At 71.1% G+C, this 23539-nt stretch carries 22 protein-coding genes; 6 read left to right on the top strand and 16 right to left on the bottom strand.

The annotated features are described in order from the left end of the window. Positions 1 to 48: 48 nt before the first annotated feature. Both cueR and MKK52_RS10600 read right to left on the bottom strand, forming a co-directional pair. Positions 49 to 504, bottom strand: coding sequence for a Cu(I)-responsive transcriptional regulator (gene cueR / locus MKK52_RS10605; RefSeq protein WP_243953741.1), 456 nt, complete (start codon positions 502 to 504; stop codon positions 49 to 51). Beyond that, positions 501 to 2957, bottom strand: a complete 2457-nt coding sequence (locus MKK52_RS10600; protein ID WP_243953740.1) for a heavy metal translocating P-type ATPase — start codon at positions 2955 to 2957, stop codon at positions 501 to 503. The genes cueR and MKK52_RS10600 overlap by 4 nt, the downstream gene beginning before the upstream one ends. 118 nt (positions 2958 to 3075) lie before the next feature. On the opposite strand from MKK52_RS10600, the gene MKK52_RS10595 reads away from it, so the two are divergent. Further along, positions 3076 to 3678 carry a glutathione S-transferase family protein gene (locus MKK52_RS10595; RefSeq protein WP_243953739.1) on the top strand — a complete coding sequence of 201 codons (603 nt, stop codon included), beginning with the start codon at positions 3076 to 3078 and terminating at the stop codon, positions 3676 to 3678. Here MKK52_RS10595 and MKK52_RS10590 read toward each other — a convergent pair. Next, positions 3669 to 4916: an ATP-binding protein gene (locus tag MKK52_RS10590; RefSeq protein ID WP_243953738.1), complete on the bottom strand. Its 1248-nt coding sequence runs from the start codon at positions 4914 to 4916 to the stop codon at positions 3669 to 3671. The two genes, MKK52_RS10595 and MKK52_RS10590, sit on opposite strands and share 10 nt — an antisense overlap. A gap of 15 nt (positions 4917 to 4931) precedes the next feature. Next, positions 4932 to 6035: a lysylphosphatidylglycerol synthase domain-containing protein gene (locus tag MKK52_RS10585; RefSeq protein WP_243953737.1), complete on the bottom strand. Its 1104-nt coding sequence runs from the start codon at positions 6033 to 6035 to the stop codon at positions 4932 to 4934. 214 nt (positions 6036 to 6249) lie between these two features. Here MKK52_RS10585 and MKK52_RS10580 point away from each other — a divergent pair, with 214 nt between their 5' ends. Then, the gene (locus tag MKK52_RS10580) at positions 6250 to 6543 is read left to right on the top strand and encodes a type II toxin-antitoxin system RelE/ParE family toxin (protein ID WP_243953736.1); all 294 of its coding nucleotides are present in this window, start codon (positions 6250 to 6252) and stop codon (positions 6541 to 6543) included. Positions 6544 to 6545: 2 nt separating this feature from the next. Further along, positions 6546 to 6836 (top strand): addiction module antidote protein, encoded by a 291-nt coding sequence (locus MKK52_RS10575; RefSeq protein WP_243953735.1) that lies wholly within the window; start codon positions 6546 to 6548, stop codon positions 6834 to 6836. On the opposite strand, the gene MKK52_RS10570 is transcribed toward MKK52_RS10575, so the two are convergent. From MKK52_RS10570 to MKK52_RS10530, 9 genes are read right to left on the bottom strand one after another with little or no spacing between them, the layout of a single operon-like run. After that, positions 6817 to 7458, bottom strand: coding sequence for a uracil-DNA glycosylase (locus tag MKK52_RS10570; RefSeq protein ID WP_243953734.1), 642 nt, complete (start codon positions 7456 to 7458; stop codon positions 6817 to 6819). The two genes, MKK52_RS10575 and MKK52_RS10570, sit on opposite strands and share 20 nt — an antisense overlap. Beyond that, positions 7448 to 8206 (bottom strand): PIG-L deacetylase family protein, encoded by a 759-nt coding sequence (locus MKK52_RS10565; protein WP_243953733.1) that lies wholly within the window; start codon positions 8204 to 8206, stop codon positions 7448 to 7450. Before MKK52_RS10565 ends, MKK52_RS10570 begins: the two co-directional genes overlap by 11 nt. A 3-nt stretch (positions 8207 to 8209) precedes the next feature. Further along, a complete protein-coding gene (locus MKK52_RS10560) occupies positions 8210 to 9448 on the bottom strand; it encodes a glycosyltransferase family 4 protein (RefSeq protein WP_243953732.1) in 1239 nt (412 codons plus the stop codon). 10 nt (positions 9449 to 9458) lie between these two features. Further along, positions 9459 to 10328 (bottom strand): sugar phosphate isomerase/epimerase family protein, encoded by an 870-nt coding sequence (locus tag MKK52_RS10555; RefSeq protein ID WP_243953731.1) that lies wholly within the window; start codon positions 10326 to 10328, stop codon positions 9459 to 9461. Further along, positions 10325 to 11911, bottom strand: coding sequence for a YcaO-like family protein (locus tag MKK52_RS10550; protein ID WP_243953730.1), 1587 nt, complete (start codon positions 11909 to 11911; stop codon positions 10325 to 10327). Before MKK52_RS10550 ends, MKK52_RS10555 begins: the two co-directional genes overlap by 4 nt. Positions 11912 to 11961: 50 nt before the next feature. Next, on the bottom strand, positions 11962 to 12957 hold the full coding sequence (locus MKK52_RS10545; RefSeq protein WP_243953729.1) for a Gfo/Idh/MocA family protein: 996 nt from the start codon (positions 12955 to 12957) through the stop codon (positions 11962 to 11964). Then, a complete protein-coding gene (locus tag MKK52_RS10540; protein ID WP_243953796.1) occupies positions 12957 to 14138 on the bottom strand; it encodes a class I SAM-dependent methyltransferase in 1182 nt (393 codons plus the stop codon). The genes MKK52_RS10545 and MKK52_RS10540 overlap by 1 nt, the downstream gene beginning before the upstream one ends. 58 nt (positions 14139 to 14196) lie before the next feature. Beyond that, positions 14197 to 15123, bottom strand: a complete 927-nt coding sequence (locus MKK52_RS10535; RefSeq protein ID WP_243953728.1) for a hypothetical protein — start codon at positions 15121 to 15123, stop codon at positions 14197 to 14199. After that, a complete protein-coding gene (locus tag MKK52_RS10530; RefSeq protein ID WP_243953727.1) occupies positions 15123 to 16313 on the bottom strand; it encodes an inositol-3-phosphate synthase in 1191 nt (396 codons plus the stop codon). Before MKK52_RS10530 ends, MKK52_RS10535 begins: the two co-directional genes overlap by 1 nt. Before the next feature lie 334 nt (positions 16314 to 16647). On the opposite strand from MKK52_RS10530, the gene MKK52_RS10525 reads away from it, so the two are divergent. The 3 genes from MKK52_RS10525 to MKK52_RS10515 all read left to right on the top strand — a co-directional run bounded on the left by MKK52_RS10525 (position 16648) and on the right by MKK52_RS10515 (position 20930). Further along, positions 16648 to 17757, top strand: coding sequence for a transglycosylase SLT domain-containing protein (locus MKK52_RS10525; protein WP_409564651.1), 1110 nt, complete (start codon positions 16648 to 16650; stop codon positions 17755 to 17757). A 111-nt stretch (positions 17758 to 17868) separates the two neighbouring features. After that, positions 17869 to 18510: an HdeD family acid-resistance protein gene (locus tag MKK52_RS10520; RefSeq protein ID WP_243953725.1), complete on the top strand. Its 642-nt coding sequence runs from the start codon at positions 17869 to 17871 to the stop codon at positions 18508 to 18510. Further along, entirely contained in the window at positions 18507 to 20930 is a 2424-nt protein-coding gene (locus MKK52_RS10515; protein ID WP_243953724.1) for a PBP1A family penicillin-binding protein, read from the top strand. The genes MKK52_RS10520 and MKK52_RS10515 overlap by 4 nt, the downstream gene beginning before the upstream one ends. A gap of 69 nt (positions 20931 to 20999) precedes the next feature. Here the strand turns inward: MKK52_RS10515 and MKK52_RS10510 are convergent, their stop codons facing one another. The 3 genes from MKK52_RS10510 to MKK52_RS10500 form a co-directional block, all read right to left on the bottom strand. Further along, on the bottom strand, positions 21000 to 21413 hold the full coding sequence (locus tag MKK52_RS10510) for an EF-hand domain-containing protein (RefSeq protein WP_243930616.1): 414 nt from the start codon (positions 21411 to 21413) through the stop codon (positions 21000 to 21002). A 149-nt stretch (positions 21414 to 21562) separates the two neighbouring features. Beyond that, complete coding sequence (locus MKK52_RS10505) at positions 21563 to 21820, bottom strand: hypothetical protein (RefSeq protein ID WP_243953723.1); 258 nt, start codon at positions 21818 to 21820, stop codon at positions 21563 to 21565. Between the two features lie 67 nt (positions 21821 to 21887). Then, positions 21888 to 23504 (bottom strand): ABC transporter substrate-binding protein, encoded by a 1617-nt coding sequence (locus MKK52_RS10500; RefSeq protein ID WP_243953722.1) that lies wholly within the window; start codon positions 23502 to 23504, stop codon positions 21888 to 21890. Positions 23505 to 23539: the final 35 nt, after the last annotated feature.

The following is a 23539-nucleotide window of genomic DNA, read 5'->3' as shown; positions in this document are numbered from 1 at the left end:
TGAAGGGGCGTCCGTGAAGCCCGAGCAAGCCGGAGGCCAGATGCGGCGTCAACCCGCGAGCGGGCGCCGCACCGGCTTCGTCCCCCGCGCAGGCGGAGGCGTGCCGGCGGCCAAGTCGTCGAGGATCGGGCAATCCGGCCGCTCGTCGCCGCAGCAATCGGCCGCGAGGCGTTCCAGGCTGCGCGCCATCCCCTCCAGGGCGGCGATCCGGCGGCGCAACTCCGCGATTCGCGTCTGCGCGATGGCCTTCACCGCCGCGCTCGGCCGGGCGCGGTCGCTCCACAGGGCCAACAGTTCCGCGATGGCCTCCACGTCGAAGCCGAGATCGCGGGCGCGGCGCACGAAGTGCAAAGTGCGGATCTCGGCCTCGCCGTAATGGCGGTAGCCGGCCGCCGTGCGTGCGGCCGGCGGCAGCAGGCCCCGCGCCTCGTACCAGCGGATCATCTTGGCCGAGACGCCGGTGAGCCGGGCCGCCTCGCCCACGGTGACGGTGTCCTCGCTCATGCCGGCCTCGGCGCGGCACGGCGCAGCCGCAGGGCGTTGCCGAGGACGAACAGGCTCGACAAGGCCATCGCCCCCGCCGCCAGGATCGGCGACAGGGACGGCCCGCCGAGCGGCACCAGCAGCCCCGCCGCGAGGGGGATCAACGCCGCATTGTAGGCGAAGGCCCAGAACAGGTTCTGCCGGATGTTGGCCATCACCGCCCGCGACAGGTCGAAGGCAGCACCCAGGGCCTCCGGCGCACCGGACATCAGCACCACGTCGGCGCTCTCGACCGCGATGTCCGTGCCCGTGCCGATGGCAAGGCCGACATCCGCCTCCGCGAGCGCCGGGGCATCGTTCACGCCGTCGCCGACGAAGGCGACCGGCCCATGCGCCTGCCGGAAGCGACGCACGGCCTCAGCCTTGCCGCCGGGCAGCACGCCCGCCGCCACCTCCGCGATGCCGAGGCGCTGGGCGACCCCGGCGGCGGCGCCGGGATCGTCGCCCGTCACCATCGCCACGATGATGCCGCGCCCGCGCAGGGCGGCGACCATCTCCCGCGCGCCCTCCTTCACCGGATCGGTGACGGCGAGGACCGCCGCGTGCCGCCCGTCGAGGACGAGGTGGACCGGGCTCATGCCGGAAGCAGCCCATTCCCCGGCCCGCGCCATCAGGCCGTCATTGCGGGCGACGCCGAGCCGGTCGAGATAGCGCGGAGCGCCGACAGCCACCGCGCGGCCCTCCACCCGGCCCGCGACGCCCAACCCCTCGACAGCCTCGAAGCCCTCCGCCTCGGGTAGATTCAGCCCGCGTCCCCGCGCCGCCGCGATGATCGCCCCGGCGAGGGGGTGTTCGGAGCGGCCCTCGAGCCCCGCCGCGAGGCGCAGGGCCTCGTCCGGGGCGAGGCCGGAGACCGTCTCGCAAGCACCGAGCGTCGGGCGCCCTTCGGTGAGGGTGCCGGTCTTGTCGAGGGCCACGACCTTCACGCCCTCCAGGGCCTGAAGGGCGGCGCCGTCGCGGAACAGCACGCCCCGTTCGGCCGCCCGGCCGGTGCCGACCATGATCGCGGTGGGGGTCGCGAGCCCCATGGCGCAGGGGCAGGCGATGATCAGCACCGCTACGGCGTGGACGAGGGCCGGGCCGAGGGCCGGCGCCGGGGCGAACACGATCCAGGCGAGGAAGGTGAGGATCGCGAGGCCGATCACCGCCGGCACGAACCGGCCGGTCACGCGGTCGACCAGGGCCTGGATCGGCAGCTTGCCGCCCTGTGCCCGCTCGACCATGGCGGCGATCTGCGCGAGCACGGTCGCGGCGCCCACCGCGCCGACGCGCAGGTCGAGGCTGCCGCCGCCGTTCAGCGTGCCGCCGACCACCTCGGCGCCCGCTGCCTTGCGGACGGGAGCGGGCTCGCCCGTCACCATGCTCTCGTCGACGCGGCTCTCGCCCGCCACCACCGTGCCGTCGGCGGCGATGCGCTCGCCGGGGCGCACCCGCACCACGTCGCCGACCTTCAGGGACGCGAGGGGCACCTCGCGCTCGCCGCCATCGCGGACCACGCGCGCCGTCTTGGGCGAGAGATCCATCAGCCGGGCGATGGCCTGCCCGGTGCGTCCGCGCGCCCGGGCTTCGAGGGTCCGCCCGAGCAGGATCAGGGTGACGATGACGGCGCTCGCCTCGAAATAGAGATGCGCCGCCCCTTCCGGCATCGCCTGCGGGGCGAGCGCCGAGACAAGGGAATACAGGTAGGCCGCCCCCGCCCCGAGGGCGACGAGGGCGTTCATGTCCGGGTGGCCGCGCAGGAGGCCCGGAATGCCGGTGGTGAGGAAGCGCCGCCCCGGCCAGGCCAGGACGAGGGTCGCCAGCAGGGCCTGGAGCAGGGGCAAGGCCGGCATCCCGTGACCGACGACGTGCCCGCCCATGTCGAGGACGACGATGGGCGCCGCAAGCAGGGCGGCGACGATGGTATCCCGCCGCAGCGCCCGCGCCTCGGCCTCGCGCCGCTCGGCCTGATCGACCTTGGCGGCCTCGTCCGGCAGCAGGGCTGTGTAGCCCGCCGCCTTCACCGCCGCCGCGAGATCGGCGGGGGCGACGACGCCCTCTCCGTGCCGCACCAGCGCCTGCCCGGTGGCGAGGTTGACGCTCGCCTCGGTGACGCCGGGCACGGCGGCGAGCGCCCGCTCGACCTTGCCGACGCAGGAGGCGCAATGCATCCCCTCGATCGGCAGCGATGTCTCGGCGACGGAAACGGGGTAGCCCGCCTTTTGAAGGGCGGCGGCGACCTCGGCGGGGATGTGCCCGCCAGACAGCGCGAGGCTCGCCCGCTTGGTAGCGAGGTTCACCGAGACGTCGCTGGCGCCGGGAAGCCCGGTCAGCACCCGTTCGACGCGCGACACGCAACCGGCGCAGGACATGCCCTCGACGGGCAAGTTCAGGCGGGTCTGTCCGGGCACGGGGGAGGAGGAGACGGTATCCATGCCCCCTCAGATGGACCTTCCCATCGTGGGAAGGTCAAGGGGCGGTCTGACGCCCGCTTGACCGCAGCCCGCCGACCTCCCGAACTGAAGCCGGCCGATTCGGCGTAAGGGAACCGCGATGCAGCCGCTGACGATCTACGGGAACGCAGGTTCGGGGAACTGCCTGAAGGTGAAATGGGTCGCGGCCCATCTCGGCCACCCCTTCACCTGGGAGGAGGTGGACGTGCCGGCCGGCGGCACGCGCACGCCCGCCATGCTCGCCCTCAACCCGGCCGGGCGGGTGCCCTTCGTGGTGCTGCCGGGCGGCGAGGTGCTCTCCGAATCCAACGCGATCATCGCCTATCTCGCGGAAGGCTCGGCGCTGATCCCGCAGGCGGCGCTCGCACGGGCGCGGATGCTACAATGGATGTTCTGGGAGCAGTACAGCCACGAGCCGTACATCGCCGTGCGGCGCTACCAGCTCCATTACCTCCACCGCGACCCGGCGGACCTCGATCCGAAGCTGAAGGAGCGTGGCGAGGATGCCCTGCGCCTGATCGAGTCGAGCCTCGACGGCGGGCCGTATCTCGCCGGAGAGGCGCTGAGCCTCGCGGACGTGGCCGTCGTCGCCTACACCCGCATGGCGCATGAAGGCGGGTTCGACCTCGCCCCCTTCCCCCGCATCCGCGCCTGGATCGGCCGCGTCGAGGATGGGCTCGGGATCGGGCCGTATCAGGGCTGATCCGCGCCCGGCCGGTACTCGGGCAGGCTCACGCGGGCGACGGTCCCCTTCCCGATCTCGCTCTCGATGCTCAGCCGTCCCCGGTGGCGCCGCAGGGTGTGCTTCACGATGGCGAGGCCGAGGCCCGTGCCACCGCGCGCCCGGCTCGACGCGACGTCTACCCGGTAGAACCGCTCGGTCAGCCGGGGGATGTGCTCGGGGGGGATGCCGGGGCCGTCGTCGGAGACGGTGAGCACGATTCGCGGCCCGTGCCGGGGATTCTGTTCGTGCGCGAGGCCGACCACGATGGCGCCGCCGCCATATTTCACGGCGTTCTCGATGAGGTTCTCGATGACCCGGGTGAGTTCGTCGGCATCGCCCTGCACCGGATAGGGGCCGTCCCCGTCGGTGAGCGTGACGCTGGCCCCGCGCGCGGCGGCGAGCGGCGCCTGCGCATCGACCATCTGCCGCGCGAGCCCCCCGAGATCGACCGTGCCGGTCGGGGCGACGTGCTCGCGCAATTCGATCCGCGAAAGCGACAGCAGGTCGTCGATCAGCCGCCGCATCCGCTGCGCCTGGACGCGCATGATCTCCAGGAAGCGCTCCCGCGCCGCCACGTCCTCGCGGGCGGGGCCCTGCAGGGTCTCGATGAAGCCGAGCAGCGAGGAGAGCGGCGTGCGCAACTCGTGGCTGGCGTTGGCCACGAAATCCACCCGCATCGATTCGAGGCGGTGGGCCGAGGTGAGGTCGCGCAGGAACAGCATGGCGCCGGGGCCGGAGCCGTCCGGCATCTGCAGGGCGCCGATCTGGATCTCGAAGGTCTGCTCCAGGGGCACGCGGGTCCGGTAGGTGACCCGCTGCGGCGGGGCGCCGCTCAGCACGGCTTCGACCGCGTCGGTGATCTCGGGGTTGCGGAGGGCGAAGGCGAGCGGGTGCGACAGGTGCAGGGCCGGCAGCATCGCCCGCGCGGCGGGGTTGGCCTCCAGCACGCGGGTGCGCCGGTCCACGAGGATCACCGGGTCGGGAATGTGGGCGAGCAGCGCCTCGGCCACCGCGTGGCGCGGGGTGCCAACGATGGGGCGGGTCGGGGGTTGCGCCCGCCGCCGGCCCGCGATCAACCCGCCGAGGAGGATGGCGGCGAGGGTGCCGAGCACGGTGACGATGCCGAGATTCCGCTCCCAGGCGAGGAGCAGGAGAATCGATCCGCCCGCGATCGTCGCGCCGCTCCAGGCCGCCGGCCTCCGGGGATCGTCGATCACGGGTCGGCCTCCCGGTCAGCCTTCGCGCTGATCCGGCCAGGGCTTGCCGGAGGGGCCGGCAGTGCCCTCGGGGGGGACGGACGCGCGTTCCTCCCGATCGCGGGCGCCACCCGCGCGCTTCACGATCTCGTACAGGCCGAGCATCGCCAGGGCGATCACGAAGGGCACGACGTAGTAGCAGCCCCGGAACAGCAGCAGCGAGGTCAGCACCTCGTTGCGCGGCAGGCTCGACAGGGCGAGGAGGATCGTGGCCTCGAACACGCCGATCCCGCCCGGCGCGTTGGAGGCGATGCCGAGCATCGCGGCCAGCACGTAGATGGCGAGGAAGGTGGTGAAGGCGATGCCGGTCTGCTGCGGCAGGAGCACGTAGAGCACCGCCGCCGCCGCGCAGACATCGCCGATGCCGACGATCATCTGGCCGATGGAGACCGAGGCGCCGGGCAGTTCGAGCCGCCACTGCTTGACCGTGACGCTGCGACGCTTGGCCGAGACCCAGGCGAGGTAGCCGAGCACAGCGAGCAGCGCCGCGAAGCCGACGCCCTGGTTCAGCCGGATGGAGGTGAAGGCGAGCCCGGCGAGCTGCCCCGCCTCGATGATGAGGGACAGGCCCAGCACCACGCCCATGCCGAGCCAGAAGGTGAAGCCGGCGATCACCGTGAGCGCGGCGATCTTCGAGGCCGAGAGCCCCTGGCGGGCATAGATCCAGTAGCGGATCGTCCCCGCCGTCAGCAGGGGGAAGCCGAGGGTGAAGCTCACCGCGTAGCTCGTGAACGAGGCGAGTGCGGTGATGCGGTAGGGCACCTTGATCCGCAATTGCCGCAACGCCAGGGCGTCGTAGCCGGTGAGGAAGATGTAGCTGATGCCGACGAACAGGAAGGCGAGGCCGAGTTGCCGCGCGGACGCATTGTGCAGGGCGTCGGTCACCTCCGCCCAGGACACGCTCTGCACGAGCTTCCACAGCACGCCGAGGGAGACGGCCACCAGGACGATGCTGGCGGCGGTGCCGATCCATGCGAAGCGGTTGCGGCTGAAGCTCATCTTGCCCGCGTCGCCGCGCTTGACGTCCTCGACCGGTTCGGCCGAGGCGACATCATCCCGATGTTGCCCCTGAAAATTCATGCCGATCGGCGTCCGTCCCCTCGCTCGCGCGGGCCGGACGGGTTCGAAGCCCCATGCCGGATCATCCCGGACCGCGGCCCGTCGCCCGCCATGTAAGCCGAACAGGCGGTGATGGCCAGCGAGGCCGTGTGCAATCCGCAGAAACAAGAGGTGATGGCGGGACCGGCTTGCCATGCCCCCTTGCGAGCTTGTAGCTCAAAAGCTACATCGCGGCATGACGACGACGATCCGGCAGACGCGCGTGTTCTCCGCTTGGCTGGCGGACCTGCGCGATGTCCAGGCCAAGGCGCGCATCAACGCGCGGATTCGGCGGCTCTCCCTGGGCAATCCCGGCCAGCACCGCGTTCTGCAGGGCGGCGTCGCCGAACTGAAGATCGATTACGGCCCGGGATATCGCGTTTATTACACGCAGCGCGGCGAGGAACTGGTGATCCTGCTTTGCGGTGGAGACAAGCGGACGCAAACTCACGACATAGAGCGGGCGATAAGCATGGCCGGGGAGGTCTGACGATGGCACTCGACACCACTGTCTGGGACGTGGCGGAACACCTTCAGGATGAAGCCGCCATCGCCGCCTATATCGAAGCCGTGCTTGAAGACGGCGATCCGGGCCTCGTCGCCGCCGCCATCGGCGACGTCGCGCGGGCGCGCGGCATGGCGCAGATCGCCCAGGAAACAGGGCGCTCACGGGAAAGCCTGTATCGAGCCCTGTCCGAGAAGGGCAATCCCCAGCTCGATACGCTGATCGGCGTCCTGAAGGCGCTCGGATTGCGGCTGAGCGTCAAGCCGGCGAGCGCCTGATCTCCCTCCGCAGCATAGCCGCCGCCTCCGCGAGGCCACGCCGGATTCGGGCCGGCACCTCGGGCGAGGTGCAGACATAGGTCGGGCTCGGGTGCGGGATAGCGATGACGGGAAGGTCTGGCCGCAGGGTCGCGAGCGCCGGGGCGCACTGGCCCGCGACGCGCCCGGCGAGGATGACCACGGCGAGGCGCGGCAGCAGATCGAGGAGCGGCGCGAGATAGGGCTCGGCCTCCCGCGCCTCGCTCCGGCGCGGGGCGCGGTTGAGGGCGCCCGGCGCGTGGATCACCCAGGGGATGGCGTTCCAGATCAGCGTCTCGGAACGGGGGATGCCCGCCTCGCGCAGGAAGCGGAACAGGTTGGCGGCTGTGCCGTTCGCGCTGTCGCGGGTGACGAAGCCGGCGCGCAGCACCATCGGGCCGGGCGTTTCGAGGAGCAGCAGGAGCCGCGCGTTCACGCCCCCGTCCATGGGGTCGGGATCGGGGACCGGCGCGCCGCGCTCGGTGGCGATCCGCCGGGCGAAGTCCCGGATCGGGGCGACATGGGGCAGGGAGGCCATCTCGCGACGGGCGGCGAGGGCGGCCGGGTCGGCGAGGCTCTTGGGGGCCTCGGGCTCAGGCCTCATCGGCGATGGGGAAGGGCTCCGGCAGCGTCCCTGAGAGGCGGTAGCGCTCGGTGCCCGCTTCCCGCGCGAGGCGTTCGGCCAAGCCGTCCCGTCCGCCGAACTGGAAGCCGATCTGGCTGGCGTAGGCGGCACAGGACGCGAGCTTTCTCGCCTGCGCGTCCGCATCGAACGCGAAGGCCCGCGCCAGCAGGTCCGCGAAGAGCGGCGCCAGGGGCTCTTTCGGAGTCGCCTCGCGCACCGTGTAGGGGAAGTCGCGCCACCACAGGATCGGCGCGGCGGGGGCGAGGCTCCGCAGGGCGCGCACCACTTGGACATGATCGACATGCCCGCCCACCGCCTGTGGCGCGAGGAGGAGGTCGGGCGCCTCGGCGGCGATGAGGTCGGCGAGCGCCGGGGCGATGTCCCGGTCGATCGCGTCGTCCGCGCGCACGTCGGCGAAGAGTTCGGGCGCGCAGGCGTAGCCCCGGTGCGGCGCCTCGCGGAACGGCAGGTGGCGGGGTGCCGGGAGGCCCAGCGCCGCCGCCGCCGCGTCGTCCTCGGCCCGGCGCAGGGCCATGTAGTCGAGGTCGGGGGCCAAGCCCTTGTCGAGCTGGCAGGCGAGGGCGAAGCCCTGCGGCGCCGATACGCTCTGCGTGAAGACCGTCGCCATCACCACCCGCCAGCCCCCGGCGGCGAGGGTGGTCAGCAGCCCACCCGCCGAGAAGGCGGCGTCATCGAGATGGGGCGAGAGCGCGAGGGCTGTCGGCATCGGTCAGAGCAGGTGCGGTTCGGCGCGGAAGCGGCAGGACGGGTCGAACGGCAAGGTGTCGGGTACGTCTTGCGAGGGGTGCTCGCGCAGCACGTCCGCGTAGACGCCCATGATCTGCGCGCCCACCGCTCGCCAGGAATAGACCCGGCGGCACTCCTCCAGCCCGGCGGCGGCGATGCGGTGGCGAAGCTTCGCGTCCGTCGCGATCCGCGTCAGCGAGGCGGCGAGCGCCGGGATGTCGCCGGGATCGGTGAGGAGGCCGTTCTCCCCGTCGCGCAGGCAATCCGACACGCCGACCGCGTGGCAGGACACCACCGCGAGCCCCGCCGCCATGGCTTCGAGGATCGTGTTGGAGAACCCCTCCGCATAGGTCGGCGAGGCGAAGATTTCGGCCTCGCGGTAGAGGGCGGGCACGGTGTCGTACTCGGCGTAGCCGGTGAAGCGGATCGCCTCCGGCCCGAAGCCGCGTTCCTCGGCCAACGCCTTGGCCGGATCGACGTCGGGGCCGATGCCGGAGATCGTCGCAGTGAAGGGCGTGCCCTGCTCGCGCAGGAGCGTCAGGGCCTCGATGAAGTCGAGCACGCCTTTCCGGCGGTCGACGCGGCCGTGGTAGAGCATCCGCACCGGACCGGAATGCGCCTCCGGCAGCCCGTCCGCCGTCCCTTGCGCGAACCGGGCGGTGTCCACCGCCCCCGGCACGATGGTGAAGCGGGCGGGGTCCGAGCCCAGCCGGTCGCAGACCTCCTTCACGAAGGAGGTGCCGCCGATCAGCAGGGCGTTGGCGTGGTCGAGGACGGCGCGCATCCCGAGGCGGTGCGTCTCGCAGCACGAGCCGACCCAATGGCCGTCGCCCCCCTGGATCGAGACGACGTTCGGCACCCCGAGGCGCTTCGAAGCCAGCAGTACGGCGTAGCCGGTTGGGTAGCCGTACTGGGCGTGGAGCACGTCGAAGGGTTGCTTCGCGTGCTCGGCACAGATGGTCTCGACCATCGTGGCGATGTCGCGCTCGAAATCGCCGCTCGTCTGCTCGCCGACCTGTTCCAGGCCGATGACCTTCACCCCCGGCATGGGCGGGGGCGGGCCGCCGCCATAGACGCGGGTGCCGAAGGCGTCGCCCCGGTACTGCGAGACCATGGTCACGTCGTGCCCGGCGGCGGCGAGCTCGCGCAGCAGGTTCTGGGCGTAGACGCTCATCCCGGAAATGGCCGGGAAGTAGCGGCGGCTGAGGAAGAGGATTCTCATCGGGTCGTGCTCAAAGCTGCCGCCGCGTCTCCTGCCCTGCGGCGACGACCGGACCCGGCCGGCGACAGGTGCGCAGGTAATCGAGGGCTTGCGGGATCATCACGTCGGCGCGGTGGCTCTCGCGGGACAGCTCGACGCAGATCAGCTTGCCGTAGCCGACCTCCTCCAAGGCTTCGAGGACGCCCGGCACGTCCATGTCCCCCTCGCCGAAGGGCAGGTGGATATGGCTGCCGCGCTTCATGTCCTCGATGGCGACCGTGCCGATCCGGTCGGCGAATTCCCGCACCGCCGCCGCCGGCTCGCGCTCGCCGGTGACGAGGCAATGGCCGGTGTCGAGGGCGAGCTTCAGCCCCGGGATGGCGAGGGTGGCGTAATCGTCCAGCGTCTCGATCAGCATGCCGGGCTCGGGTTCGAGGCAGGGCACCACACCGGCCTGGTTCGCGAAGGCGGCGACCTCCGTGAGCCCGTCGCGCAGCCAGCCCTTCGCCTCCTCGCGGTCGACGCCGGGCTTGGGCACGCCGGCCCAGAACGAGACCGCCTCGGCCGAGAGCATCGCGCCGATCTCGCAGGCCCGCTTCAGGAAGCCGACCCGCCGTGCCCGGCCTGCCGCATCGGCGGTGACGAGGGTCGGCTCGTGCTTGGCGGTGGGATCGAGGAGGAAGCGCGCGCCGGTCTCGATCACGCAGGCGAGTTCAAGCCGTTCCAGCAGGCTCGCCACCCGGCCCGCTTCCGCGGACCAGTTCTCGGCGAAGGGGTCGAGATGGTGGATATCGAGCGTCAGGGCGACGCCGTCGTAGCCGGCGGCCTTGATGAGTTGGAGGGCGTCGTCCAGCCGGTGGTTGGCGGCGCCGTTGGTGTTATAGGCGAAGCGAAGCGTCATGCCGCCCTCCCCTTCCGTTGCTGCAACCGGAACGGCGCATGGTGCGATTCCGGCTCGCGGTACAGGGGATAGTGGCGCCCGACGATGCGCTCGGCCAGCGCCACGTCAAAGAGAGGCTGGCCGCCGAGCCGCTGCAGAGCCTCCGGCGTCAGGCGGACGGGGCGCAGGGTCTCGCTCTCCTGCCCGAACTTGATGAGCGGGTGGTCGCGCTCGATGAGCTTGCGCGTGTTGCGCTCGCCGATGCGATAGTAGCTCATGGTCTCGACTTCGAGGCCCGGCACGATGGCCTTCACCACCCCGACGCCGCCGCCCTGAGGCGAGCAATCGACGTAGAGGACGTCGAAGCCAGCTTCGAGAAGCCGGTCGCAGGCGATCTTGCCCCGCGCGTGCCCATCCTCGGCCGGCGTCGAGGGCAACTCCGAAAACCGCTTGGTGGAGCGCTCGGAATAGACCGTCTCGGACAGCACCGCCCGCAGGTCGGCCTTCGGCATCTCGATCCATTCGAGCATGGCTTGCAGCGCCCTTCCCTCTTCGAGGTCGAGGCTGGGGAGCGCCTTCTGAATGAAGGCATCGACGTAGCCCGGCGGGGTGACGGTCGAGGCGAGGTCCAGCGGGCCGTGGCCGAAGGTCTTGCGCACCCGCGCGGCCTGGAATTCGAGCAGCGCCTTGCGCAGGGCGCGGTCGCGGTCGGGATCGCAGGCTTCGCCGCAGGCCGAGAGGGCGATGGGCGCGGGCGCCCGGTCGGCATCCTCGTCGTAGCCGACGACGTAGAGGTTCGTCAGGCCGAACTGGTCGGTGGCGAATTTCGGGAGCGCCCGGATGCCGAGCTCCTTCAACCGGGCGAGCATCGCGGCGTTCTCCGGCCCGATCCCATCGAGGTCGAGCATCACCCCCTGGTCGAGGGCGCGGAACAGCAGGCCGTTGCCGTCGCGCTGGAGGAGTTCGAGCACGCCGTGGCCCAGCGCGAAGGGCACGTCCGGCCCAGCGCCGAGGCCGTTGGTGATGAGGTTGGTGAAAGGCTGGTAGCCCTCGGACAATTCGAAATAGTCCGTCGCGGCGATGTCGAGGGGCATCAGCACGATCTCGCCCGTGGCGTGGCGCACGGTCGGCGTCCATTCGAGCACGCTGCCGCGCCCCACGGGGGAGCCGGCGGGCAGGCACAGGGTCAGCGGGTCGGCCACGGACTTTTCGCCATAGACCCGCACGAGGTCGTCGTAGCTCGCCCGTTCCTTGGCGCGGGGCAACACCGCGAGCGAGGGCATCAGGTTCTCGGCGATCTCGGCGACGGCGCCGATCAGCGCCTCGTCGTCGGTGGCGCCGTAGCCGATGCCGGACGGCATCGCGCCGACGAAGAACGGGTCGTCGAGGAACAGGGCCACGAACCAGACCGGCACGCCCGTGCGGTCGAGGGGCGCCAGGGGGAAGCCGACGATCTTCCCCTCGGGCAGGATGTCGAGATAGGCGCGCACGGGATCGGGCAGGCGCTCGGGCAGGCCCTCGATGGGGCGGGCACCGCCGAATGGATAGGAGCGCGGCGCCTTCAGCTTGGCGTGGCGGGCGCGTTCGTCCTGGGTCTCGCTCACGTGATCAGTCCGTTTTCTTCTTTGTCGTCATCGCATCGCTCGCGGTGACGTCATGAATTGCCATAAGCCCGCGCCACGAGGCGCATCGTGTGCAGGTCGCGGGCGGCGCTGTAGGCGGCGCGCTCCGGCGGGTTGCGGAGCGCCGCGCCGAACGCGCGGACCTGCTCGGTGAAGGGCGAGGCCTCGCCGTCGAAGGCCACCGGCGTCGTGCGGCCCGTGGCGCCGTCGTGGAAGACGAGGCTGCCGCCGGGCGTCTGGCCCATCGTGTTTTCGGCGACGAGCAGACCCTTCGTGCCGACGATTTCGAGCCGCCGCCGGGGCAGCGCGTCGGGGCAATTGTAGGCGACGTGCAGGCTCGCCAGCGTCCCCGCTTCGGTGCGCCCGATCAGCAGGGCGCCGTCATCGACGGCGTAATCCTGCACCCGGCTCTGCGTCAGGGCGGTGATCTCGGCCAGCGGCTCGCCCAGCAGAAAGTCGATCAGGTCGATCCCGTGGGGGGCGAGGTCGATGAGGGCGCCGCCGCCGGCCTGGACGGAATCGATCCGCCAGTTCGGCTGGCCCGCCGCCGACCAGTCCCGCCCGAGCCAGCAGGCATAGACGATCCGCACCGTGGTGACGGTGCCGAGCGCCCCCGAGGCGATGTGGTCGCGGATCGCCCGGTGCGCCGGATGGTGCCGTTGGTCGAAGGCCGTGCCGTAGAAGATGCCGCCCGCCTCGACGGCGCGGACCATCGCCTCGGCGTCGGACAGGGACGCCGCCATCGGCTTCTCGCAGAGCACCGCCTTGCCGGCCTTGGCCAGGGCCTCCACCGCCTCCCGGTGGAGGTGGTTCGGGGTGGCGATGTAGACCGCCTCGACCTCCGGATCGGCGAGGAAGGCGGTGAGGTCACCGTGCGTCCGCGCGCCCTCGGCGGCGGCGGCCTCGCGGCAGGCGGGGTTCGGGTCGCAGACGGCTAACAGCCGGTGCCCCGCCTCGCGGATGCCCGGCGCCATGTAATCGCGGGCGACCCAGCCGTAGCCGACGATGCCCCAGCCGACCGGTGCCATCACCACCGCTCCGGCAGATCGACGAATTCGCGCACCCGCACCCGCTTGGTCTCGGGGGCGTCGATGCCGCCGCCATAGGTCAGGCGCTCCGGCCCCGGCGAGCGCATCGGATAGGTGACGCGCGGGCCGTACTCGGCCGCGTACCGCTCGGACGGGAAATGGATGGCGAAGTCGTTGCCGTCCGGCCCGTAGAGCGGGTTCAACGCCAGCGGGGTGCCGGCCTTCGGCAGGGTCAGCCCGTCCACCACGGAGCGCGGCGCCGGGCGCATCCCCGGCCCGGCCACGACGGAGAACGCCTCGCAGCCGCGCAGGTCGCCGGCCTCGTGCGGGATCGGCGCGCGGGCCTCCGCGAGGGAGCGGGTCAGCTCGTCGTCATCGTAGACGAGGGCATCGGGGAACAGTTCGGCGATATCCTCGACGCTCACCGCCTTGCCGGCGGAGAAGCCGGGGCAGTCGCGGTTGTGGATGTGGCTGAGGGCGAGCCAGCCCTCGTCGCCAGCCATCTGGCGGAGGTGATCCAGCACGCGCGGCTTGTCGTCGAGGAAGTAGAAGGCATCGTTGCAGACGACGAGATCGACCGGCGCGCCGGGGACCGGCCAATGCGGCGAGTTCGCATCGAAGCAGACGAGCTGCGCCTTCTCGCCGACCACCCAGTGCCGGGCGACCCAGAGCTTGGCGAAGACCACGTCGGCCCCGGAGACCTTGCAGCCGCGCCGCGCCAGTTCGCGCAGGTAATGGCCGATGCCGCAGGCGAATTCGAAGACGCACACGGGATCGTTCCAGTGCGCTTCCAGCATGGCGAGGCCCGCGAGATAGGTCGGGTCGCTCCAGCGGTGCAGGAAGTAGTCGCCCACGCGGCCCCAGCCGAGGAGGCGCACGGCGTCCCGCAGGGTGGCGGTGCGGCGCTCGCGGATGAGGGTGATGAGGTCGGCCGGGTCGGCGGGCGGCCCGTTCCACCAATCGTCCTGGTCGGCGAGGATCGCGCACAGGGCCTCGTCCGGCTCGCCCCCGTCGAGATGGGCGAGCACCCGCTCCACCAGCGCCTCGCGGCCGACGCGCAGGTAGGGGATGCCGTCGATGACCGGCCAGCGCTCTCCGGTCTCGACGTCCCGCAAGGCATGCGGGGCGTCGGGCTTCAGGGCGTGGCCGGTCGAGGGCGAGACGAGGGGAAAGGGTATCATGGCGCTCACGGACAGGATCGGCAGATGGGCGCAAGCGCCCGTCGATCAAGCCGTTGGCTCAAGGGATCCGCATGTCGTGCAGGACCCTGTCATGGAAACCCTTCACCGGCCCGGCATGGACCAGTTCCATCTCGTCCAGCACCGTCCCCATGGTGAGGGAGGCCGCCCGCAGGTGCTGGGCGATCTGCAACACCCGGTCGATGCAATCGGCCGCGTGGAAGGCCCGGCCCTCGGCGGTGGAATCGTCGGGCAGGATCGCACGGGCACGCTCGACCTCGGTGCGCAAGCCGCCCACTTCATCGAGTTCACCGAGCGCCCAGCCATTGGCGACCGCCATGATCGGCAGGAGGTGGTCGCCGAGCAGCATCTCGCCGGTGAAGCCAGCATCCGGCATCGCCGCGTTGTGGAAGTGATGCGCCATCGCCGCGAGGAACACCGTCGCCGGGTCCGCCCGGTAGAACGGGGCGAGGCACACGCCGTACACCGCCACCATCAGGCAATGCTCGGCGTGGTTCTCCGGCGGCTCCAGCAGGATGCGCGGTTTGCCGGGGCAGGTGACGCCCGCCCGGGGCTGGGCGGCGAGCGCCCCGACGAAGCTCGGCACGAAGCCGGCCTCGGGCTCCTTGCCGGGGGTGAGCCGGGCCCGCAGCCGGTCTCGGAGGGCGGGATCGAGGGCGCCCGTCACCTCATCGAACCCCGCGCGCAGCACCGTCGCCGCCTCGGCCTCGGAAAGGCCGGCGGCGGTGAGGAAGGCGGCGTCGAGGTCGGTGAGGCGGGTGGCGGCGAGCGCCGTCGCGGTGATGTCGAGGGCGACATCCTCCGCGCTGGCGCCGCCCGTCAGCATCGACCAGCCCTGCGCGAACAGGCGCTCGGCGATGGTGCCCTCGCGCCCGGCGGACCGGACACGCTTGAGGTCGTTGAGCTCGACGAACAGCTCACGCAACTCGGCGGGTGCGCTGGCGCCCGCCGCTGTCTCGCTTGGCATCAGTGTGCGCCGAGCCAGTCGAGGAGCATCTTCTCCTGCTTGCCGAAGGCGTGCTCCGGCCCGTGGCCGTTCTTGACCATCGGCGCCTTGAAGAAGGTCGAGAGCTGCTCCTGCACGCCGCCGTCGCCGCGCTTCTTGGCGAGGTCGAGGACGCGGGCGATCTCGATGACGAGCGGGGCGGCCAGGATCGAGTCCTTGCAGAGGAAGTTCACCTTCACCTGCATCCGCTGGCCCATGAAGCCGGTGATGTCGATGTTGTCCCAGGCTTCCTTGTCGTCACCGCGCGGGCGGTAATAGTGGATGTGCACGAGGTGGTCCTCGACCGGGTAGCCGAGGATCGAATCGAGCACCGTGCCCTTGGTGTTGAGCTTCGACTGCAACGAGTTCGGATCGTTGAGGGCGAGGCCGTCGCGGTTGCCGAGGATGTTGGTGGAGAACCAGCCATCGACGTGCAGGGCGCGGGCCTTGAACGCGGGGGCGAGCACCGTCTTCATCATGGTCTGGCCGGTCTTGCCGTCCTTGCCCGCCACCGGGACGTTGAGGTCCTTGGCGAGTTCGAGGAGGGCCGGCACGTCGGCGGCGACCGACGGGGTGAAGTTGGCGTAGGGGATGCCGCTCTTGATCGCCGCGTAGGCGTAGAGCATCGCGGGCGAGATCGCCTCGTCGCTCGAATCCAGCCCCTTCTCGAAGGCGGCGGTGGAGTTCAGCGTCGGGTCGGAGAGGTCGGGCCAGCGCTCGGTGGAGGCGAGGTTCACCACCACGACCTCATCGAGGTTGCTCTCCTTTTTGAAGCGGTTCAGGTCGTTGGCGATCACCGAGACCGCCTCGCGGTGGTCCTTGGCAACGATGCGGTTCTGCCCGTCGATGTTCTTGCAGAACTTGGCGCTGCCGACCGCCGGCCACGGCACGATGCCCTTGAGCACCTGGGCGCCGTTCTCGATGTCCTCCCGCGACAGCACGCCGTGACCGGCGGCGGCGGAGGCGAGGTCGTCGCTGTTCAGATCCCAGCCGCCGAAGACGAGGTCCTTGTAATCGGCCATCCCGGCGACCGGAACGCCCGCGAGCGGCAGACCATCGAGCCGGTTCGAACCGGACTTGATCATCTCGATGCCGGCGATGGCGGTGGTGGCGACGGCGCCCCCCATGCCAACGATGGCGACGCCGACGCGGCGACCGGGCTGCATGCTCATGGGAAACTGGTGTCCTTGTGAGGACGCATGACGCGTCCGGGATGGAAGGTCGAACCTCCGGCGCCCGGGTTGCGGGCCCTACCCAACTGGTCCCTGCGTGCTTCGTTCCAAGACCGGCTGCGACATCTTGCAACTGTCACACGCCCGCCCCGCCTCGATTCCAGCCCTGCGCGCCGCCTCGCAAAGGTTAACGCCGCGGGGGGCCTGCCACGGTCCAATCATCTGGTCGTCCCATTCTGGTCACGGCCGGCGTCGATAGAGCCGGCCGCCCGACGCCACCCGGCCGCCAGAGCCGGGGCCTTCGGGGGAATGCACAGAACAAGAGGACCTAAGGATGGGGGTTTTCCCGGAGCCGGCGCGTTGCGCCGACGACGTGGGCGGACTCATGCTCGCGACGACCACGCGCACCCGGCGGCAGGGCCGCTCCCGTGCGACCTGCGCCCTCGCGCTCGGCCTGCTGGCCGGTTTCGGCCTTCCGCAGGCGGCCATCGCGCCGGCCTTCTTCGTCCCGGCCGCCCAGGCCCATGACCGGATCGAGTCCAGCCCGAAGACCGAGACCGCCCTCATCGCCGCCCCGCCCACCGAGGCCCGCTCCGCCTGGAACGGCCTGCCCCTGCCGGAGCAGAACCCGCCGACCACGGACCTCATCGCCGACAACCTCGCCACCCTGCCGCGCGTCACGCAGGAAGACGGCGAGGACGCGGTGCGCTTCGGCCAGCGCAGCGTCCCGCTGAAGGTGGTCGACACCATCGTGAAGGCCTCCGAGGAGGCCGGCGTCGATCCCGTCTACATGATGGCGCTCGCCGACAAGGAATCCAGCTTCGACACCGACGCGAAGGCGGCGACCTCCTCCGCGCAGGGCCTGTTCCAGTTCGTGAAGGCGACCTGGCTCGAACTGATCCGCGACTTCGGCGCCCGCCACGGCCTCACGGAGGAAGCAGCCTCCGTGAAGGGCAGCGGCCCGGCCATCACCGTCGCCGGGGGGATGAAGGACCACGTCCTCTCCCTGCGCAACGACCCCCGCGTCGCCGCCCTGATGGCGGCCGAATTGATCAAGCGCGACCGCGACCGGATCGAGGCCCGCGTCGGCCGTCCGCTCTCGACCACCGAGATGTACCTCGCCCATTTCCTCGGCACGGCGAGCGCGGGCAGGTTCGTCTCCCTGTCGAGCGAGAAGCCCGACGAGACCGCCGCCAAGGCGTTCCGCTCGGCGGCGAAGGCGAACCGCAGCCTGTTCACCCAGACGGAGGGCGGCAAGCGCCGCCACCTGACCATCGCCGAGTTCCAGAGCCGCATCGAGGACATGATCGATGCCCGCCTCGCCCGCTACCGGGGCGTGACGGCGGTGGCCGCCGCCGCCGATACCGGCGCCCAGCCGGAGACCGCACCCTCCGCGCCGCGCCGCATCGAAGTGACCGAAGCCCTGCCGCCCGACGCGGAGTAAGCGGTCGGCGCGACGCCGGCGCAGGAACGCCCCGGCACGCACCGCGTTTGGGGGGCGAACGGTGGAGCTTGCTCGCGACGCCGCAGCCCCCTCGCCGGAGCACGCCAGGCCATGACAGGCGGTCCCTCTCTCGATCCCCGGTCCACCACGCCCACGGGCGTTCCCCTCGTCGGGGCCGCCCGCCTCGACGCCATGAGCACCGCGCTCGCCCGCAACTGGTGGCTCGTCGCCCTGCGCGGGGTCGTCAGCATCCTGTTCGGCGCCATCGCCTTCGCGGCGCCGGCCGCCTTCGTGCTCTCGCTGGTCCTGTTCTTTGCCGCCTACATGCTCGTGGACGGCATCTTCACCATCGTCGGGGCGATCCGCGCCGCGCAGAAGCACGAGCGCTGGGGCTTCCTGCTGCTCGAAGGCCTCGTGGACATCGTCGTCGGCGTGGCCGCCTTTCTCGTGCCGGCGGCGGCGGTCTGGGCCTTCGTGCTGCTGCTCGCCGCCTGGGCCTTCGTGACCGGCGCCCTGATGATCGCCGCCGCCTTCCGGCTGCACCTGCATTACGGGCGGTGGTGGCTCCTGCTCGGCGGGATCGTCTCCGTGCTGTTCGGCCTCGCCCTGGTGATCGAGCCCGGCATGTCGGCCCTGGTGCTGACATGGTGGCTCGGCGCCTATGCCATCGCCTTCGGCGTGATGCTGGTGATCCTCGGCATCAGCCTGCGCAGCCGCCACGCCTCCGCGACCGTGCTCCCGCGCAGGCCGTGAACGACGGCCCTCGCCCGGACCCATCGCCCCCCGGGGGCCAATCGCCCGACACCCGCGCCGCCGGGCGCGAGGTGCTCGGCGCGGCCGCCGCCCTCGGGCGCAGCCTCGGTGTCTTCGCCGGACGGGCCGGGGGTGGCGCCTACCGGGCGGCCCGCTCCGGCCTGCAGGGGGCCGTCGAGGCTCGTCGCCGCCGCCGGGAGGCGCGGCCCGCGCCCGAGCCGCGACCGGCGACGCCGAGCCGGTTTCGCAGCCTGCGCGCCGTGTCGTCCGGCCGGCCGGCCCTGGCGATCGCCGCGGCCGTCATCCTGCTGCCGGCAATGGCGCTCGGGCTCTACGTCCTCGCCGCGCTCGTGAGCCTGCCGCCCCTCGGCAGCGGCGCGGCGGCGCCGGCCCAGCGCGCCGTCACGGTGGAGGCCGACAACGGCAAGGTCTTCGCCACCCGCGGCAGCTTCCGGGGCCAGAGGCTGACCCAGGCCGACCTGCCGCCGCACCTCGCCCAGGCGATCGTCGCCATCGAGGACCGGCGCTTCTACCAGCATTGGGGGATCGACCTGCGCGGCCTCGCCCGCGCCGCGTGGCGCAACCTGCGCGGCGGGGGCGTGCGCGAGGGCGGCTCGACCATCACGCAGCAATATGTCCGTCTCATCACCCTGAATCAGGAGAAGTCGCTCTGGCGCAAGACGCAGGAGGCGCTGCTGGCGCTGCGCGCCGAGGCGACCATGAGCAAGGACGAGATCCTGCTCGGCTATCTCGATGCCGCCTATTTCGGCGCGGGCGCCTATGGTGCCGATGCCGCCGCACGGCGCTATTTCGGTAAGCCGGCCAAGGCCCTGACCCTGCCCGAGGCGGCGATGCTCGCGGGCCTCGTCCGCGCGCCGTCGCAACTCGCCCCGACGCGCAACCTCGGCGGCGCCAAGGAGCGCGCCGACGTGGTGCTCCAGGCCATGGTCGAGACCGGGGCCATCACCGCGAAGGAGGCGGACGCCGCCCGCCGCCAGAGCGTGACGCTGAAGACCCCGCCCGAGGCGCCGCCCGGCTCGAACTACTTCCTCGACATGATCGCCCCGGATCTGAAGCGTCTGGCGGGCACCGACGGCGACATCACCGTCCGCTCCACCCTGAACCTCGATCTCCAGAGCCTCGCCGAGGCGGCGGTGGCCAAGCGCCTCGACAAGGACGGCGCCCGCCGCAAGGTCGGGCAGGCGGCGATGGTGGTGCTGTCGAAGGAGGGCGCGATCCTCGCCCTGGTCGGCGGGCGCGATTACGAGGACAGCCAGTTCAACCGCGCGGTGCAGGCGAAGCGCCAGCCCGGCTCGCTGTTCAAGATGCTCACCTACCTCACGGCCTACGAGAAGGGTTTCACGCCCGATTCGGGGGTGGTCGACCGCCCCGTCCGCATCGGCGATTGGGAGCCGGAGAACGACGACAACAAGTACCGGGGGCCGGTGCCCCTGCGCACCGCCTTCGCCCTGTCGATCAACACCGTGGCCGCCCAGCTCGGCCAGGAGGTCGGCATCCCGGCGATCATCGCCACGGCGAAGCGGCTCGGCATCCAATCCGACCTCCCGGCCGTGCCGAGCCTCGTCCTCGGCTCCGGCGCGGTGAGCCTCCTGGAGATGACCCGCGCCTTCGGTTCGGTCCTTGCCGGGCGCACGCCTCTGGACACCTACGCGATCAACGCGATCCGGGGCGGCGATCCGAAGCCGGTCTACGTCCGCGCCGACTCCACCGACACGGCGAGCCTGCCCGTCGAGCCGCGCACGATGATGCTCGATTCATTGCAGGCCGTGGTCGAATCGGGCACCGGCCGGGCGGCGCGGGTGCCGGGCCAGATCGTCGGCGGCAAGACCGGCACCAGCCAGGATTTCCGTGATGCGTGGTTCGTCGGCATGACGCCCGACCTCGTGGTCGGCGTCTGGGTCGGCAACGACGACGACAGCCCCATGAACAGGATGTTCGGCGGCGAGATGCCGGCGGGGATCTTCCACGATTTCGTCCAGCGGGCCTCGGCGCTCATCGCCAAGGGCAAGGCGCGGGCGCCCGTCTCCGCCGCGCGGGCCGAGGCCGTGCCCGCGACGCAGGTGGCCCCGCCCCCCTCCGGCACGTCGGACGAGGTCCGGGGCGTGCCGAGCGTGATCGACACCGCCACCCTTTCGTTCCGGGGGCGCGCCGTGCGGCTCCTCGGCGTCGAGGGCCAGGGCGGGCATCTTGCCCGGCAACTCGCCGCCTACCTGCGGCGGCGCGAGGTGGTCTGCGCGGGCGGCGGCGCGGAGGGCGCCCGCTGCACCCTCGACGGGGCCGACCTCGCCAGCCTCATCGTAGCGGCGGGCGGTGCCCGCGCCCGCGAGGACGCCCCGCCCGACCTCCTCGACGCGGAGGATCAGGCCCGGGCCGAGCGCGTGGGGCTGTGGGGACGGTAGGGGCGGTCCCACGCCAACAAAAAACCCCCGGCTCTCACCGGGGGTTCGTCCGTGCAGCGGGGATGCCGCTTACTTGATGAGGGCGAGGAGCGCCTTGCCGGCCTTGGAGTTCAGCTCCTTGGCGTCGAGGGTGCCGTCACCGTCCGGGTCGGCCATCTTGAAGCGCTCACCGACGGCCGCGAGGTATTCCTTCTTGTCGAGGGTACCGTCGGAATCCGGATCGGCGGTCTTCACACCGGCCTTGCTCAGGCGGCCCTTCAGCTCCTTGGCGTCGAGGGTGCCGTCGGAATCCTTCTCGAGGCGGTCGAACGTGGCGGAGGCGACAGCCTCGACTTCCTTCATGTCGACGGTGCCGTCGTTGTCGGTGTCGATCATCTTGACGGCGCCGGCGCCGCCCATCGGCTTCGCCATGGCGGACGGCGCTGCAAAACCAGCAGCCAGAAGAGCCACGGCCGCGAAACCACTGATGTTGCGAAGGGTCATTGCCACTTTCTCCCGAAATCGATGCGTGAGTGTCCTAGTGCGCGGACCAACCTAACGCAAGTGCGAAAAGTGGCCGTCGGTTGCGGTAACACTACAAAAACGTGAAAGGGGCCGGCGAGTACCGGCCCCTTCAAGTCCTGGCGGCTGGATCAGTATTCGTAGCCGCGACGATAGACGCGCCGGTCATCGCGGCGGTCGTCCCGATAGCGCTCCTCGCGGTAATAGGCGCGGCGCTCGGCCTCGCGGTCCCGGCGATATTCCTCGCGCTGGAAATCCCGCTCTCGCTGGCCACGAGACCGCAGGTCGATGCTTGGGCCGCCCGGCCCGATATCGATCCGCTGGGCCACGGCCGGAGCAGTGCTGGCGATCGAGGCTACGACGATCGCACCGGCTAGCAGTGTCTTCATAAGTTCCTCCTTCGCGTATCGCGACTCAACACGAGTTCGCGAAGGAGGTTCCGAAGTTCGATTGTCTTCAGGCGAGCGTAGTCAGATCCTGGAACCAGTGCTGGGCCTGGACATACTGCTTCACGCGGCTCGACAACGCATGCGCATTGGTGTCGTGCACCACCCAAACCTGCACCGCGTCGTTGACCACGATTTCGTGGATGCGGGCGAGGAGTTTGTCCTGCTCGGCCGGGTCGAGGCTGGCCTTCACCTTGTCGCAGAGGCCATCGACCTCCGGGTTGCGGTAATGGCTCCAGTTCACGCCGTTGGGTGAGATCTGCTTTGAATCGTAGAAGCGCAGGATCGCGTAGAACGGATCGGACGTGACGTAGGCGATGTTCTCCGCCGAGACGCCCTTCAGGCTCGGATCCGCCGCGCCCTGCCGCCACGCGGTGTAGGCGACCTCCAGCTCCACCACCTTGAACTCGGCCTGGATGCCGACTTCCGCCCAGCTCTGCTGGACGTACTCGTTGATCGGCAGGGACAGCATCTGCCCGGTGCCGCCGCTCGGGATGAGGATCGTCGTCTTGAGGGGGTTCTTCACCGAATAGCCCGCCTCCTCCACGAGCTTGCGGGCCTGATCGACATCGGTCTTGATCGCGAAATCCGGCTTGCCGAACCACGGGCTCGACTTCTGCACCTGCCCGACCGCCGGGGTGGCGAGCCCGCCCATCAGCTGCACCACGCCGTCCCGGTCGATGGCGAGGTTGGCCGCCTTGCGCAGGCGCAGGTCGCGCCAGGGCGAGCCCTCGAGCATGGAGAGGTGGTAGTTCCAGACATGGGGCGTGTCGTTGCCGACGATGCGCATGCCCGCACCCTTGAGGCGCGGCACGGCATCGGGCGCGGGGGATTCGATAAGATCGACATTGCCCGAGAGCAGGGCGTTCACCCGCGCGAGATCCTCGGGCACGCAGGTGAGCGTGAGCTTCGACAGCTTCGAGATCCGCTTCGGGTTCCAGTAGGCGGCGTTGGGCACCATCTCCAGGCTGACGCGCGGCAGGAGCTTCACCAGCTTGAACGGCCCGGTGCCCGAGGGCGCGAAGGCGAACTTCGCCCAGTCCCGGCCGACCTTCTCGTATTGCGCGGGCGAGGAGATCAGGAACCACAGCATCTGGTAGGGAAACAGGCTGTCGACGGCCTTCGTCGTCACCTGCACCGTCATCGGATCGAGCTTCTTGTAAGATGCCACGCCCGGCAGGCGCGGGCGGACCTGCGCCGCCTGACGCTGGTCGAAATGCGGTGCCTCCTTGTTCAGCACCTTGTCGAAGTTCCAGATCACCGCGTCGGCGTCGAAGGCCGAGCCGTCGTGGAACGTCACCCCGTCGCGCAGGCGGAAAATCCAGTTCTTCCGGTCGGCGGGGTCGCTCTCCCAGGAGGTAGCGAGCCCCGGCACCATCTTGCCCGGCCGGTCGGCCACATCGAGTTCCCAGGCGACCAGCGGATCGTAGAGGGTGAGGCCGGTGAACTGGTAGCCGCCCGCGCCCCTGTCCGGCTGGCCAGTGGTCAGCGGCAGATCGGTCATCGAGATGCCGTAGGTCAGGGTCCCCGGTTCGCTCGCGGCCCGTGCGCGGCCGGCGGTGCCGAGGGCGGCGAGCGCCGCGCCTCCGGCCATGAGGGAGCGGCGTGTCGGCACGACGAAGGTCATCAGGTTTCCGGCTCGGACGCGGCTGTCGTCGCCGC

Source organism: Methylobacterium sp. J-067 (genome assembly GCF_022829465.1).
Lineage (GTDB): Bacteria > Pseudomonadota > Alphaproteobacteria > Rhizobiales > Beijerinckiaceae > Methylobacterium > Methylobacterium litchii.
This window is presented reverse-complemented; position numbering and strand designations above follow the sequence as displayed.